Genomic DNA, 13,477 nt, shown 5'->3' on the forward strand with positions numbered 1-13,477 from the left:
TTTCGAAGCGTCCCAGGTGCGTACGGTGCGAATATGGAAGACGTTCTTGAACAGAGCATGGGCGAGCCCGGTCTGGTCGAACTCCGCGGTGACTGCGCCCGCATGGCTCCGCACTGGGTCGTGCCCGCCGCCCCGCTGCCCGAACCGGTGCATCCGTCGCTGATCCACGGCATCACCGTCCCGCCCGCTTCCGCCCTTCTGCTCGACTCCATGTCGGAGTACGGCGACTGAGGAGCGCGCAGAGGGAACCGCGCGCTCCCCCGCTCCGTCCCACCCGTGTCCCCCGTATAGGGGAGACGACGTACGACGGAGCGAAGGAGCGTGCAGTGAGCAGCAGCGAGCGACCTGACAACGATGTGGTGAGCAGCCCCCGGCGGCGATCCCCGATCGCCGTCACCTCGGTCGCGGCAGCGGTGCTGCTGGCCGGTGGTGGCGGCGCGTACTGGGCGTCGACCACCTTCGGGGACGGCGGAGGTACGCAGAGCAGCGCGGCGCCCGGCGGCACGGGATCCCCTCCCCCGCTGGCGCTGGGCAACGGTTCCTCGGGCAGCGGGGCGCCGGGGATCGCGCCCGGTGAGCCCGACCCGACCGGCGGCCGGACCGTGTACCGGGCCGAGGGGAAGTTGCCACAGGGGCCGGAGCGGGCGGCGGTCTACCGTGCGCAGGGCACGGTCTCCGCGGACGAGGTGGCGAAGCTCGCCGGGGCGCTCGGGGTGCCGGGCACTCCGCGTCTCGAGGGGACGGCCTGGAAGGTGGGGTCCTCGGCGCCGGGGCCGACGCTGCAGGTCAACAGGGCTGCGCCCGGCACGTGGACGTTCTCTCGGGCCGGCCGGGGCGAGGTCCCGCCGAGCGGTGAGGGCGCGGCGGTGAGCGAGCAGGCGGCCAAGGCCGCGGCGGCTCCGGTGCTGAAGGCGCTGGGGCAGGACCGCGCGAAGGTCGACGCGAGCCAACTGATGGGCGCCGTACGGGTGGTGAATGCCGATCCGGTGATCGACGGGCTGCCGACGTACGGCTGGATGACCGGGATCCAGGTGGGGGTCTCCGGTCAACTGGTGGGCGGCAGCGGACAGTTGAAGGCTCCGGTCAAGGGTGCCGAGTATCCGCTGATCAGTGCGTCCGATGCGGTCAAGCAGCTCAACGCGGCCGGTTCCGGAGGCAGTTCGGTCGGGATCGGCGGATGCGCAACCGTCGCACCGCTGGACCGGACGACCGGTGAGACCGGGGAGACCGGGGAGAAGGTCCAGACTCCGTGCAAGCCGGGGACCGTCGCTCCTCCGCAGACGCTGACGATCAGCGGGGCACGGCTCGGGCTCGCGGTGCAGTTCGCGGAGGGCGGGCAGATGCTCGTGCCGTCGTGGCTCTTCGAGGTGCAGCCCGCGGGCGGGGCGCAGCACTACACCCTGACCAGGACCGCGGTGGACCCGAAGTACATCGCGCCGGAGCCGACGCCCACGGAGGAGCAGAACCATCCGGGTACGGGCACCCATGACAGGGCGCAGAGCCTCAAGTCGTACTCCGCGGACGGACGGAAGGTGACCGTGCACTTCTGGGGCGGCGCGTGCAGTACGTACACGGCGAAGGCGAGCGAGGACGGCTCGTCGGTGCGGGTGACGGTGACCGAGCACAAGTCGGACGAGAAACGCGTCTGCATCATGATCGCCAAGGATCTGGCGCAGACGGTCACGCTGCAGCAGCAGCTGGGCGACCGGAAGGTCGTGGACGCGTCGAACGGGAAGACGGTGCCGAGGTCGTAGTTCCCGTACGTACGACGGTACGGACATGACGAAGGCGGCGGTCCCGGATCACCGGGCCGCCGCCTTCGTCGTGACTGCTTAGCTGAACGAGTCGCCGCAGGCGCAGGAGCCCGTGGCGTTCGGGTTGTCGATCGTGAAGCCCTGCTTCTCGATGGTGTCGACGAAGTCGATCGAGGCGCCGCCCAGGTACGGGGCGCTCATACGGTCGGTGACGACCTTGACGCCGCCGTCGAACTCCTTGGTGACATCGCCGTCGAGCGAACGCTCGTCGAAGAAGAGCTGGTAGCGGAGGCCGGAGCAGCCGCCGGGCTGGACGGCGACGCGCAGCGCGAGGTCGTCACGGCCTTCCTGGTCGAGCAGGGCCTTGACCTTGCCCGCGGCGGCCTCGGACAGGAGGATGCCGTCGCTGACAGTGGTCTTCTCGTCCGATACGGACATCTGCTTCACTCCCGGGTTGTACGGACTGCTTGCCGACGGTTGCAACCGGCGGGGCCGCGGATTCATTCCGGGCCGAGCATGGCGTCTTTGCGCTTCCTTCCCCTTCATGCTCGCACACCCGATTCGCCAGGGGCACAGCCTGGGCTCAGCGGGATGCGTCACATCGACGCGATGGCCATCGTCAGGGTGACGCAAAGCGGTTATGATAGATAACGTCATTTCGACGAGAAGTCGTTCTGCAGAACAGAAAGGGTGCGTGTCGTGACCACCGCCCAGCCCCTTGACGTACAGCCCAGCCCGCTTGCGCTCCTGCTCCTCGGCCGCGAGGCCGACCCGAAGAGCGAGCGCGGTGTGGAGTGCCCCGGCGACCTGCCGTCGCCGTCCGACCCGGACCTGGTGGAGCGCGCCCGCGCGGCCAAGGAGAAGCTCGGGGACAAGGTCTTCGTCCTCGGGCACCACTACCAGCGCGACGAGGTCATCCAGTTCGCCGACGTCACCGGCGACTCCTTCAAGCTCGCCCGGGACGCGGCCGCGAAGCCCGAGGCCGAGTACATCGTCTTCTGCGGTGTGCACTTCATGGCCGAGTCGGCCGACATCCTGACCTCCGACGACCAGAAGGTGGTCCTTCCGGACCTGGCCGCCGGCTGCTCGATGGCCGACATGGCGACGGCCGAGCAGGTCGCGGAGTGCTGGGACGTACTGACCGAGGCCGGCATCGCCGAGCAGGTCGTCCCCGTCTCGTACATGAACTCCTCCGCCGACATCAAGGCCTTCACCGGCAAGCACGGCGGCACGATCTGCACCTCGTCCAACGCCAAGCGCGCGCTGGAGTGGGCCTTCGAGCAGGGCGAGAAGGTCCTGTTCCTGCCCGACCAGCACCTGGGCCGCAACACCGCCGTCCGCGACATGGGGATGTCCCTGGAGGACTGCGTCCTCTACAACCCGCACAAGCCGAACGGCGGGCTGACGGCCGAGGAGCTGCGCAACGCCAGGATGATCCTGTGGCGCGGGCACTGCTCGGTGCACGGGCGCTTCTCGGTCGACTCGGTGAACGACGTCCGTGAGCGGATCCCGGGCGTAAAGGTCCTGGTGCACCCCGAGTGCAAGCACGAGGTCGTCGCGGCGGCCGACGAGGTCGGCTCGACGGAGTACATCATCAAGGCCCTCGACGCGGCCGAGCCCGGCTCGAAGTGGGCGATCGGCACCGAGCTGAACCTGGTGCGCCGGCTGGCCAACGCCCACCCGGACAAGGAGATCGTCTTCCTCGACAAGACCGTCTGCTTCTGCTCGACCATGAACCGGATCGACCTGCCGCACCTCGTGTGGACCCTGGAGTCCCTCGCCGAGGGCAACCTGGTCAACCGGATCGAGGTCGACCGCGAGACGGAGCAGTTCGCCAAGCAGGCGCTGGAGCGGATGCTGGCGCTCCCGTAGCGCATACGGGAAAGACGGGGAAGGCCCCGGCACCGAGGGACGGTGCCGGGGCCTTCTTGTGTCGTACGGCGGGACTCAGACGCTCGCGGTCTCCTGCTCCGCGTCCGACTGGGCCGGGATCCCGGCCTTCTTGGCCCGCTTGGCCTCCTTCTTGGCGGCCCTGCGCTCCTTGCGGAGCTCCACCAGCGCGTACAGCGTCGGCACCAGCAGCAGCGTGAGCAGCGTCGACGTGATCAGACCGCCGATCACCACCACGGCGAGCGGCTGCGAGATGAAGCCGCCCTCGCCCGTGACGCCCAGCGCCATCGGCAGCAGCGCGAAGATCGTCGCCAGGGCCGTCATCAGGATCGGGCGCAGTCGGTGGCGGCCGCCTTCCACGACGGCCTCGATGACGCCCATGCCCTGGCTGCGGTACTGGTTGATCAGGTCGATCAGCACGATCGCGTTGGTGACCACGATGCCGATGAGCATCAGCATGCCGATCATCGCCGGGACACCCATCGGGGTGCCGGTGATCACCAGCAGACCGATCGCGCCGGTGGCCGCGAACGGGATGGAGACCAGCAGGATCAGCGGCTGGATCAGCGAGCGGAACGTCGCGACCAGCAGCATGAAGACGATCGCGATGGCCGCCAGCATGGCCAGCGCCAGATTGACGAAGGCGTCGCTCTGGTCGGAGGAGACTCCGCCGATCTCGACGCTCGCGCCCGCCGGGAGCTTCTTCTCGACCTCGTTGATCTTGGACTGGAGGGCGGTGGTGACCGCTCCCGTGTTGTCGCCCTCCGGCTTCGCCGTGATCGTCGCCGCGCGGGCGCCGTCGATCCGGGTCATCGAGACCGGGCCCGGGACGAGCTTCACGTCGGCGATGTCACCGAGCTTGGCGACACCCAGGTCGAGGTTCTTCAGCTCGTCCAGAGTGACGGCCGGGCGCGCGGACTTCACCACGATGTCGCGCTCGGTGTCGTCCAGGATCGCCTTGCCGGACTTGGTGCCGCTGACCGCCTGGGCCACGGCCGCGCCCAGCGTCGTCTCGTTGAAGCCCGCGTCGGCCGCCTTGGAGGTGGACTTCACGGAGATACGCGGCACGGACTGCGACAGGTCGCTCGTGACGTCCTTGACGTCCTTGAGGCTCGCCACCGCGTCCCGTACCTGGTCGGACGCCTTGCGCAGGGTCGCGCCGTCGCCGGCCTTGACCACGACGCTCAGGTCCTGGTCGCCGAAGCCGCCGCCCGAGCCGACGGTCGTGTCACCGATGCCGTCGACCTCGGCCAGCTCCTTCTCCAGGCGGTCCTGGGTGTCGGAGTAGTCGTCGGCGCTCTTCAGCGTGAGCTGGTACGAGGCCTGGTTGGCGCCCGTACCGCCGCCGAAGGCCGCCATGAAGCCCGAGGAGCCGACCGTGACCTGGTAGTCCTTGATCGTGTCGATCCCGGCGAGGACCTTCTCGACCTTCTTCGCCGCCACGTCGGCCGCCTCCAGGCTGGTGCCCGGGGTCAGCTCCTGCTTCAGCGTGAGGGTCTCCTGGTCGCCCTGGTCGAAGAAGTTGGTCTTCAGGAGCGGGGCCATGCCGAAGGTACCGATCAGGACGACCGCCGCGATCAGCAGGCTGGTGAGGCGGCGCCGGGTCGCGAAGCGCAGCACCGGGACGTAGAGGCGCTGCAGCGGGCTGCGGGCCTCCTTCTCCTCCGCCTTGCGGCGCAGCTCCTCCGGATCGACGCCCTCCGAGCCCTTGGGGGCGCGCAGGAACCAGTACGAGAAGACCGGGACCACGGTGAGCGAGACGAGCAGGGAGGCGAGCAGGGCGGCCGTCACCGTGATGGAGAACGAGCCGAAGAGCTGGCCCACCATGCCGCCGACCAGGCCGATCGGCAGGAAGACCGCGACCGTGGTGAGGGTGGAGGACGTGACCGCTCCGGCCACCTCCTTGACCGCGGTGATGATCGCGGACTGGCGCTCCTCGCCGTACCCGAGGTGACGCTTGATGTTCTCCAGGACCACGATCGAGTCGTCGACGACGCGGCCGATGGCGATGGTGAGCGCGCCCAGGGTCAGGACGTTGAGGGAGAGGTCGCGGGTCCACAGCACGATCAGCGCGAGGAGGACCGAGAGGGGGATGGAGATCGCCGTCACGAGCGTGGAGCGCAGCGAGGCGAGGAAGACCAGGATGACGATCACGGCGAAGAGCAGGCCGAGGGCGCCCTCGGTGGTCAGGCCCGAGATGGACTTCGAGACGGACGGGCCCTGGTCGAAGATGACCGTGAGGTCGGTGTCGGAGCCCAGGGTCTTGCGCAGGTCGGAGAGCTTGTCGTTGACCGCGTCGGAGATGCCGACGGCGCTGCCGTTCTGGTCCATCGTGAGCGAGATGGAGAGGCTGGGCTTGCCGTTGGTGCGGGTGATGGAGACCGCGGTGGCGGGCTGCTCCTTCACCGTGGCCACGTCGCCGAGGCGAACGGGCTTGGCGGGCTTGCCCGTTGCGGACTGCGGTGCGATGCGCAGGTCCGCGATCTGCTCGACGGAGGTGTATCCGCCGCCGACCTGGACCGTACGGCTCTTGCCGTCCTCGGAGAAGTTGCCGGCCGGCAGGGTCGCCCCGCCCGCCTGCAGCGCCTGGCTGAGGGAGAGGGAGTTGAGGCCGGCCCTGGCCAGCTTCTTGTCGTCGGGGGTGACCGCGACCTGGAGGTCCTGGACGCCGTCGACGCTGACCTGGCCGACGCCGTCGATGTCCTGGAGCTCGGGGACGACCGACTTGTCGAGCTGGTCGGCGAGCGCCTGCTGGTCCTTGGTGGAGGAGACGGCGAGGACGACGGTCGGGATGTCGTCCGTGGAGCCGGCCACGACCTGGGGGTCGACGTCGGTCGGGATCTGGGCGCGGGCGCGGTTCACGGCCTGCTGGACGTCGGCGACGAGCTGCTTGGTGCCGTTGCCGTAGTCGAACTGGGCCATGATCACGGCGTTGCCCTCGCTCGCCGTGGAGGTCACGCCCTTGATGCCGTCGACGGCCTTGATGGTGTTCTCGAGCGGTTCGACGACCTGCTTCTCGACCACATCGGGGGACGCACCCTGGTACGGGGCGATGACCGAGACCATCGGGAACTCGATGGTGGGCAGCAGCTGCTGCTTGAGCTGCGGGATCGCTATGGCGCCGAAGACGACGGCGACGATCGAGATCAGCCCGATCAGGGCCCGTTGCGCGAGGCTGAATCTGGACAGCCAGGACATGGGGTCTCTCTTCTGTGGCGTACGAGGCAGGAGGGCACGGTCAGGTGCCCGCCTATACCTTCAGCCACGGAAGAGGCCTCGTTCCTACCTCGCAGGTCCCTTCCTTATCCGGCGCATACAGCAGGTGCAGTACGCCGCCGCTACGCCCTTGGGTGGACCAGGCCCGATTCGTAGGCGATTACCACCAATTGGGCCCGGTCGCGGGCCCCCAGCTTCGCCATCGCCCTGTTCACATGGGTCTTGACGGTCAGGGGGCTCACCGTGAGGCGCTCCGCGATCTCGTCGTTGGAGTGACCGCCCGCGACCTGCACCAGGACCTCGCGCTCGCGGACGGTGAGCGCCTCCAGCCGTCCGGCGTACGCCTCGGGGTCGGGGCCGCCCTCCGAACTGCCGCCCTGCGCGAGGAACTTGGCGATCAGGCCCTTGGTCGCGACCGGCGAGAGCAGCGCCTCACCGGCCGCCGCGATACGGATCGCGTTGAGCAGTTCGTCCGGCTCCGCCCCTTTTCCGAGGAAGCCGGAGGCGCCGGCGCGGAGCGACTGGACGACGTACTCGTCCACCTCGAAGGTCGTGAGCATCACGACGCGCACTGCGGCCAGTTCGGGGTCCGCGCTGATCAGGCGGGTGGCGGCGAGACCGTCCGTGCCGGGCATCCGGATGTCCATGAGGACGACGTCGGCGCGGGCCGAGCGGGCGAGCGCGACGGCTTCGGCGCCGTCCGCGGCTTCTCCGACGACCTCCATGTCGGGCTCGGAGTCCACCAGGACGCGGAACGCACTGCGCAGGAGCGCCTGGTCGTCGGCGAGCAACACTCTGATCGTCATGCGTTCTCCCCTGCCGCGGCCTTGACCGGAAGGATCGCATGCACGCGGAAACCGCCGCCGTAGCGGGGGCCCGCCGAGCAGGACCCCGTCAGCGCGGTGGCGCGCTCGCGCATGCCGATGAGGCCGTGGCCGCCGCCCTCCTCGGGCGCCGGTGCGTCCTCCCGGCCCGCACCCGCACCGTCGTCGAGGACCGTGACCTCCACGCTGCGGCCCACTCGGACCACGCTGACCTCGGCCTTGGCGCCCTCACCCGCGTGCTTCTGCACATTGGTCAGCGCCTCCTGGATGATCCGGTACGCCGCCAGGTCGACGGCGGCGGGGAGCCCGGCCGGTGCGTCGGTGCGGGCCACCTCGACCGGGAGCCCGGCGTTGCGGAAGGTGTCGACCAGTTCGTCGAGTACAGCCAGACCGGGCGCCGGTTCGGTGGGGGCCTCGGGGTCGCCGGACTGGCGCAGGAGGCCGACCGTGGCGCGGAGTTCGTTCAGCGCGGACCGGCTGGCTTCCCGTACATGGGCGAGTGCTTCCTTGGCCTGGTCGGGGCGCTTGTCCATGACGTGGGCCGCGACCCCCGCCTGGACGTTGACCAGGGCGATGTGGTGGGCGACGACGTCGTGCAGATCGCGGGCGATGCGCAGCCGCTCCTCGGCGACGCGGCGGCCCGCCTCCTCCTCGCGGGTGCGCTCCGCGCGCTCGGCGCGCTCGCGGATGGCGTCGACGAAGGCGCGGCGGCTGCGTACGGCGTCCCCTGCGGCGGCGGCCATACCCGTCCAGGCGAAGATCCCGAGGTTCTCCTGCGAGTACCAGGGCGCCTCGCTGAAGCCCATCGCGAACCCCGTCAGCACGGCCATGGTGACCAGGCCGACCCGCCAGGTGGTGGGGCGGTCGGTGCGGGCTGCGATGGAGTAGAGCGCGATGACGGCGCTCATCGCGACGGGCGCGGGCGGTACGGCGAAGACCAGCTCCACGGCGGTGACGCTGCAGGTCACCGCGAGCACGGCCATCGGCGCGCGGCGCCGGAACACCAGGGCGCCGGCCCCGATGACGATCAGGAGGAGGCTGAGGGGCTCGGGGGTGCGGGTGACGAAGGTGTGGCCGTCGGGGCCTCGCGGATCGATGAAGGAGCCGAGGACCATGCAGACGAGGACGGCCAGGGCGAGGCCGGCGTCGAAGGCCAGGGGGTGGACCCGGAGCCAGGCGCGCAGGCGCGCGTAGCTGGGGGGCGCCTTCGACGGGGTACTCACGGGAAACAACGGTACGGGTTGCGGGTGGGCGGGCGTACCAGCCGGGGATTTCCCCAATCCCGCCCCTTCCCGAAGCTGGGGGCGCCGCCCCGCAGACCCCTGCTGGGGCTCCGCCCCAGACCCCGGTCCTCAATCGCCGGACGGGCTGGATATATCCAGCCCGTCCGGCGATTGAGGACAAGCGGCCGAAGGTCGCTTCAGCCCGGGATCAAACCGTCGTCGCTCAGCATCTCGCGGACCTCGTCCAGGCTCGCCTCCGCCGACGGCAGAATCAGCTCCGACGGCTGCAGGGCGTCGTCCGGGAGGGCCTCGCCCAGTTCCCGTACCTTGCCCAGCAGCGCGAGAAGCTTCCTGCGGAAGCCGGTCTCGTCACCGCTCTCCATCTCGGCGAGCAGTTCGTCGTCCAGCTTGTTCAGCTCGGTGAAGTGGCTGTCCGCCAGATCCACCTGGCCTTCCCCCATGATCCGTACGATCATGTCGGCGCCCGTCCTTTACTGCTTGTCGAACTTCGGGGTCTGCTGGTCCTGGGGACCGCCCTCAATAGCCTGCTGCGAAGTCGGTCCGCCCGCCAGCTCGGCCTTCATCCGCTGCAGTTCCAGTTCGACGTCACTGCCGCCGGAGATCCGGTCCAGCTCGGCCGTGAGGTCGTCCTTGGCCAGGCCGGACGAGTCGTCCAGCGCACCCGAGGCCAGGAGCTCGTCGATCGCGCCGGCACGGGCCTGCATCTGCGCGGTCTTGTCCTCGGCCCGCTGGATCGCGAGGCCGACGTCGCCCATCTCCTCGGAGATGCCCGAGAAGGCCTCGCCGATACGGGTCTGCGCCTGGGCCGCGGTGTACGTGGCCTTCAGCGTCTCCTTCTTCGTACGGAAGGCGTCGACCTTGGCCTGCAGGCGCTGGGCGGCGAGCGTGAGCTTCTCCTCCTCGCCCTGCAGCGTCTGGTGCTGCACCTCGAGGTCGGAGACCTGCTGCTGCAGCGCCGCACGGCGGGACAGCGCCTCGCGCGCCAGGTCCTCACGGCCGAGGGCGAGCGCCTTGCGGCCCTGGTCCTCCAGCTTGGTGGTCTGGCCCTGGAGCTGGTTGAGCTGCAGTTCCAGGCGCTTGCGGGACGTCGCCACGTCGGCGACCCCGCGACGCACCTTCTGCAGCAGTTCAAGCTGCTTCTGGTAGGAGTAATCGAGGACTTCGCGCGGGTCCTCAGCCCGGTCCAGGGCCTTGTTGGCCTTCGCGCGGAAGATCAACCCCATACGCTTCATGACACCGCTCATGGGCTTCGCGCGCCCCCTTCTGTACGGACTTCAGCTCCAGCACTTGAACCCACAGTACGGGCCCTGTCTCTATTACCGCACTGTTCGGGAGCGGATGCGCTCCTCCCCAAGGACGACTGCTCCCCGATGCACTCCGGCGTAGGGAGTAGGTGACCGTAGGGGAAGCCCCTGGCAACCCACCGCCAAACCCACCGTTGCGGGATCGTTCCCCCTGAGGCTGGGGTCCATGCACGCCACCCCGTACCCTTGGGCTTTGTGTTCCGAAGCCGCGCCAATGCCAATGAAGAGAAGGCCGCCACCAGCAAGGTGACGTCGGACCTCTCCCAGCAGACCCGTGACCCGCAGGCTCCCAAGGGCCGCCCCACTCCCAAGCGGAGCGAGGCGCAGACCCAGCGGCGCCGTGCCGTCACGCCGACGACCGACCGCAAGGAGGCCGCCAAGCGCCAGCGTGAGGTCCGCAGGACGGATCTCGCCAAGCAGCGCGAGGCCCTCGCCAGCGGCGACGAGCGTTACCTGCCCGCCCGCGACAAGGGCAAGGTCCGGCGCTTCGCCCGCGACTTCGTCGACTCGCGCTTCTGCATCGCGGAGTTCTTCCTCCCGATGGCAGTGATCATCCTGGTCCTGTCGATCGTCCAGGTTCCGGGCATCCAGAACATCGCGCTGCTGCTCTGGCTCTTCGTGATCGTCCTGATCGTCGTCGACTCGGTCGGCATCTGGTTCCGGCTGAAGAAGCAGATCAACCTGCGCTTCCCGGACGAGCCCAAGCGCGGCGCCGTCGCGTACGGACTGATGCGCACCCTCCAGATGCGCCGGATGCGGCTCCCGAAGCCGCAGGTCAAGCGCGGAGAGCGACCCTGACCAGCAGCACGGAGCCCATGGGCTTCGAAGGTGCGTCGTCCGTCTGGCTGAAGGGCCTGGGCGGGCTGCGCAACACCGTGCGCCAGGAGCTCGTCGCCCGTCAGGTCGACGAGCAGATAGCCGTACGTTTCCCGGTCGGCCAGCGGCTGCGGATCCTCGACGTCGGCATGGGCCAGGGCACCCAGGCCCTGCGCCTCGCCCGCGCCGGGCACTCGGTCACCGGCCTGGAGTCGGACGCCGAGATGCTCAAGGCGGCCCGTGACGCACTGGTCACCGAGCCCGAGGGCATCCGCGCACGGGTGCGCTTCCTGGAGGGCGACGGCCGGGAGACCGGCGTCCACTTCCTGCCGGGAAGTTTTGACGTGGTGCTCTGTCATGGAGTGCTGATGTACGTGACCGATCCGGACGCCATGCTCGCGGGCCTGGCCCGGATGCTGGCCCCCGGCGGTCTGCTCTCGCTGCTCGTACGGAACGCGGACGCGCTCGCCATGCGCCCCGGGCTCGCCGGGGACTTCTCCGCCGCGCTGGCCGCGTTCGACACCGTCTCGTACACCAACCGGCTCGGCCTCGACGTCCGCGCCGACCGGCTGGAGGCGCTGACGGCGACCCTCGCGGGGATCGCCGCCCCGCTGCACACCTGGTACGGCGTGCGGGTCTTCACCGACCTCGTCGGCAACGACGAGGAGCTGCCGTCCGCCCAGGAGCTCGACCGGATCCTGACGGCCGAGGACCGGGCCGGGCGCACGGATCCGTACCGCCGGGTGGCCGCGCTTCTGCATCTCTGCGGCGTGCGGGGCTGATCCGCCCCGCCTCTCCCCCACCCCCTGATCGGCGGCGCACAGCAGGCCGAACCCAGGGGGCAAAAGAGACACTTCGGGCATGTATGGATCACGTACCCGGCGGCTGCTGCTGCCCCTGAGCGCAGGCGTCTGCGCCATTGCCCTGGTCGGCGGCTGCTCCGACTCCAGCTCCGGTTCCGGCTCCGGTTCCTCCTCGCCCTCCGACTCCTCCTCTGCGGCCGCCTCCTCCGGGGACGGCAACGATCTGCAGAGCGACTACCAGTCGACGATCAAGAACGTGCTGCCCTCGGTCGTCCAGATCGTGGCCGAGGAGGACCTCGGCTCCGGCATCGTCTACGACGACAAGGGCCACATCGTCACCAACGCCCATGTGGTCGGCAGTGCGAAGACCTTCAAGGTCACCACGGCCACCGGCAGCGAGCAGCTGACGGCTTCGCTGGTCTACAGCTATCCCGACCAGGACCTCGCCGTCGTCAAGCTCGACAAGATCCCCGACGGGCTGAAGCCCGCGAAGTTCGCGGACTCCGCCAAGGTCGACATGGGCCAGATCGTGCTGGCGATGGGCTCGCCGCTGGGTCTCTCCAGCAGCGTCACCCAGGGCATCGTCTCCGCCACCGGGCGGACCGTGAGCGAGAGCCGCTCGGGCGGCGGCACCGGGGCCACCATCGGCAACATGGTGCAGACCTCGGCGGCGATCAACCCCGGCAACAGCGGCGGCGCGCTGGTCAACCTGAACGACCAGGTCATCGGCATCCCGACCCTGGCCGCGACCGACCCGGACCTGGGCGACAGCGCGGCTCCGGGCATCGGCTTCGCCATCCCCTCGTCGACGGTCACCAACATCGCCGACCAGATCATCAAGGACGGCAAGGTCACCGACTCGGGGCGGGCGGCGCTGGGCATCACCGCACGTACGGTCGTCGACGACAACTTCCAGCCGTCGGGTGTCGCGATCGTCTCCGTCACGGCCGGCGGGGCGGCGGACAAGGCGGGCCTGAAGGCCGGGGACATCATCACCAAGCTGGGCGACACCGACATCACCACGATGAACTCGCTGTCGACGGCGCTGGCTTCGGACAAGCCGGGCCAGAAGGTCCAGGTCACCTACGACCGGGACGGCGACAGCAAGACCGTTGAGGTCACGCTGGGCGAGATGTAGGCACGCTCCCGCGGCGGACCCCGGTGGACGGAGTCCGCCGCAGCGGCGCGAAGCCCGTGAGGCGCCCCAGCGCCGCAGCGGCGCGAGCGGCGCGTCAAGAAGGGGCCGGTTGAGGTCACGCTCGGGGAGATGTAGTCGCCCGTACGCAACATGGCTGTGGCGGTGCCCTGGGGCACCGCCACAGCCATGTCCGGACCGGCTGGTTACGCCTGTTCGGCGTGGAGGCTCATCGGTCCGTAGATCTTCGTCGTGTCCTCGAAGAGGACCACCTGGTCCGCGCCGCCCTCGAGGAGTTCCTTCCAGGCCTCGCCGATCCAGGACTCCGCGTCGCCCTGCGTGGTGAAGTCCTCGGGCTGCACCGCCGGCTGCGTCTCTGTCCCGTCCGTCTTCTCGAACCGCCACGTCCACGCCATGTCAGCCTCCTGGATTACGTCCCGATCTGCTGCTGGCAGCGTAGCCGGGCGCGCAGCACCTGCGGTGACAAGGGA

13 protein-coding genes are annotated in these 13,477 nt (G+C 69.6%); 6 read left to right on the top strand and 7 right to left on the bottom strand.

All coding sequences use genetic code 11. The features are described 5' to 3' along the window. Window positions 1-33: 33 nt before the first annotated feature. Both OG707_RS08810 and OG707_RS08815 read left to right on the top strand, forming a co-directional pair. Window positions 34-231 carry a hypothetical protein gene (locus OG707_RS08810; RefSeq protein ID WP_329116154.1) on the top strand — a complete coding sequence of 66 codons (198 nt, stop codon included), beginning with the start codon at window positions 34-36 and terminating at the stop codon, window positions 229-231. Window positions 232-326: 95 nt separating this feature from the next. Beyond that, window positions 327-1,754, top strand: a complete 1,428-nt coding sequence (locus OG707_RS08815) for a hypothetical protein (RefSeq protein WP_329116156.1) — start codon at window positions 327-329, stop codon at window positions 1,752-1,754. Between the two features lie 78 nt (window positions 1,755-1,832). Here OG707_RS08815 and OG707_RS08820 read toward each other — a convergent pair whose 3' ends face one another. Then, entirely contained in the window at window positions 1,833-2,192 is a 360-nt protein-coding gene (locus tag OG707_RS08820) for a HesB/IscA family protein (RefSeq protein WP_206963115.1), read from the bottom strand. A 252-nt stretch (window positions 2,193-2,444) separates the two neighbouring features. Here OG707_RS08820 and nadA point away from each other — a divergent pair, with 252 nt between their 5' ends. Further along, window positions 2,445-3,626: a quinolinate synthase NadA gene (gene nadA, locus OG707_RS08825; protein WP_329116161.1), complete on the top strand. Its 1,182-nt coding sequence runs from the start codon at window positions 2,445-2,447 to the stop codon at window positions 3,624-3,626. A gap of 75 nt (window positions 3,627-3,701) precedes the next feature. On the opposite strand, the gene OG707_RS08830 is transcribed toward nadA, so the two are convergent. The 5 genes from OG707_RS08830 to OG707_RS08850 all read right to left on the bottom strand — a co-directional run bounded on the left by OG707_RS08830 (window position 3,702) and on the right by OG707_RS08850 (window position 10,172). After that, window positions 3,702-6,842: an efflux RND transporter permease subunit gene (locus tag OG707_RS08830; protein WP_329116163.1), complete on the bottom strand. Its 3,141-nt coding sequence runs from the start codon at window positions 6,840-6,842 to the stop codon at window positions 3,702-3,704. A gap of 140 nt (window positions 6,843-6,982) precedes the next feature. Beyond that, entirely contained in the window at window positions 6,983-7,666 is a 684-nt protein-coding gene (locus OG707_RS08835) for a response regulator transcription factor (RefSeq protein WP_329116165.1), read from the bottom strand. Further along, entirely contained in the window at window positions 7,663-8,907 is a 1,245-nt protein-coding gene (locus OG707_RS08840) for a sensor histidine kinase (protein ID WP_329116167.1), read from the bottom strand. Before OG707_RS08840 ends, OG707_RS08835 begins: the two co-directional genes overlap by 4 nt. Window positions 8,908-9,104: 197 nt before the next feature. Next, on the bottom strand, window positions 9,105-9,383 hold the full coding sequence (pspAA, locus tag OG707_RS08845; protein ID WP_329116170.1) for a PspA-associated protein PspAA: 279 nt from the start codon (window positions 9,381-9,383) through the stop codon (window positions 9,105-9,107). Window positions 9,384-9,398: 15 nt separating this feature from the next. Further along, a complete protein-coding gene (locus tag OG707_RS08850) occupies window positions 9,399-10,172 on the bottom strand; it encodes a PspA/IM30 family protein (protein WP_329116172.1) in 774 nt (257 codons plus the stop codon). A gap of 255 nt (window positions 10,173-10,427) precedes the next feature. Between OG707_RS08850 and OG707_RS08855 the strand changes: the two genes are divergently transcribed. From OG707_RS08855 to OG707_RS08865, 3 genes are all read left to right on the top strand, one after another. After that, a complete protein-coding gene (locus tag OG707_RS08855; protein WP_329116174.1) occupies window positions 10,428-11,030 on the top strand; it encodes a DUF3043 domain-containing protein in 603 nt (200 codons plus the stop codon). A gap of 17 nt (window positions 11,031-11,047) precedes the next feature. Continuing rightward, window positions 11,048-11,830, top strand: a complete 783-nt coding sequence (locus tag OG707_RS08860) for a methyltransferase domain-containing protein (RefSeq protein ID WP_329116176.1) — start codon at window positions 11,048-11,050, stop codon at window positions 11,828-11,830. 79 nt (window positions 11,831-11,909) lie between these two features. Beyond that, on the top strand, window positions 11,910-12,989 hold the full coding sequence (locus OG707_RS08865; protein ID WP_329116177.1) for a S1C family serine protease: 1,080 nt from the start codon (window positions 11,910-11,912) through the stop codon (window positions 12,987-12,989). A 203-nt stretch (window positions 12,990-13,192) separates the two neighbouring features. Here OG707_RS08865 and OG707_RS08870 read toward each other — a convergent pair whose 3' ends face one another. After that, a complete protein-coding gene (locus OG707_RS08870) occupies window positions 13,193-13,402 on the bottom strand; it encodes a hypothetical protein (protein ID WP_329116179.1) in 210 nt (69 codons plus the stop codon). Window positions 13,403-13,477: the final 75 nt, after the last annotated feature.

Source organism: Streptomyces sp. NBC_01465, from assembly GCF_036227325.1.
Lineage (GTDB): Bacteria > Actinomycetota > Actinomycetes > Streptomycetales > Streptomycetaceae > Streptomyces.

Excerpts from the sequence above, each read along its gene's own strand:
- OG707_RS08810 (WP_329116154.1), top strand. The coding sequence starts at position 34 with ATGGAAGACGTTCTTGAACAGAGCATGGGCGAGCCCGGTCTGGTCGAA.
- OG707_RS08820 (WP_206963115.1), bottom strand. The coding sequence starts at position 2,192 with ATGTCCGTATCGGACGAGAAGACCACTGTCAGCGACGGCATCCTCCTG.
- OG707_RS08830 (WP_329116163.1), bottom strand. The coding sequence starts at position 6,842 with ATGTCCTGGCTGTCCAGATTCAGCCTCGCGCAACGGGCCCTGATCGGG.
- OG707_RS08835 (WP_329116165.1), bottom strand. The coding sequence starts at position 7,666 with ATGACGATCAGAGTGTTGCTCGCCGACGACCAGGCGCTCCTGCGCAGT.
- pspAA (WP_329116170.1), bottom strand. The coding sequence starts at position 9,383 with ATGATCGTACGGATCATGGGGGAAGGCCAGGTGGATCTGGCGGACAGC.
- OG707_RS08850 (WP_329116172.1), bottom strand. The coding sequence starts at position 10,172 with ATGAGCGGTGTCATGAAGCGTATGGGGTTGATCTTCCGCGCGAAGGCC.
- OG707_RS08860 (WP_329116176.1), top strand. The coding sequence starts at position 11,048 with ATGGGCTTCGAAGGTGCGTCGTCCGTCTGGCTGAAGGGCCTGGGCGGG.
- OG707_RS08865 (WP_329116177.1), top strand. The coding sequence starts at position 11,910 with ATGTATGGATCACGTACCCGGCGGCTGCTGCTGCCCCTGAGCGCAGGC.
- OG707_RS08870 (WP_329116179.1), bottom strand. The coding sequence starts at position 13,402 with ATGGCGTGGACGTGGCGGTTCGAGAAGACGGACGGGACAGAGACGCAG.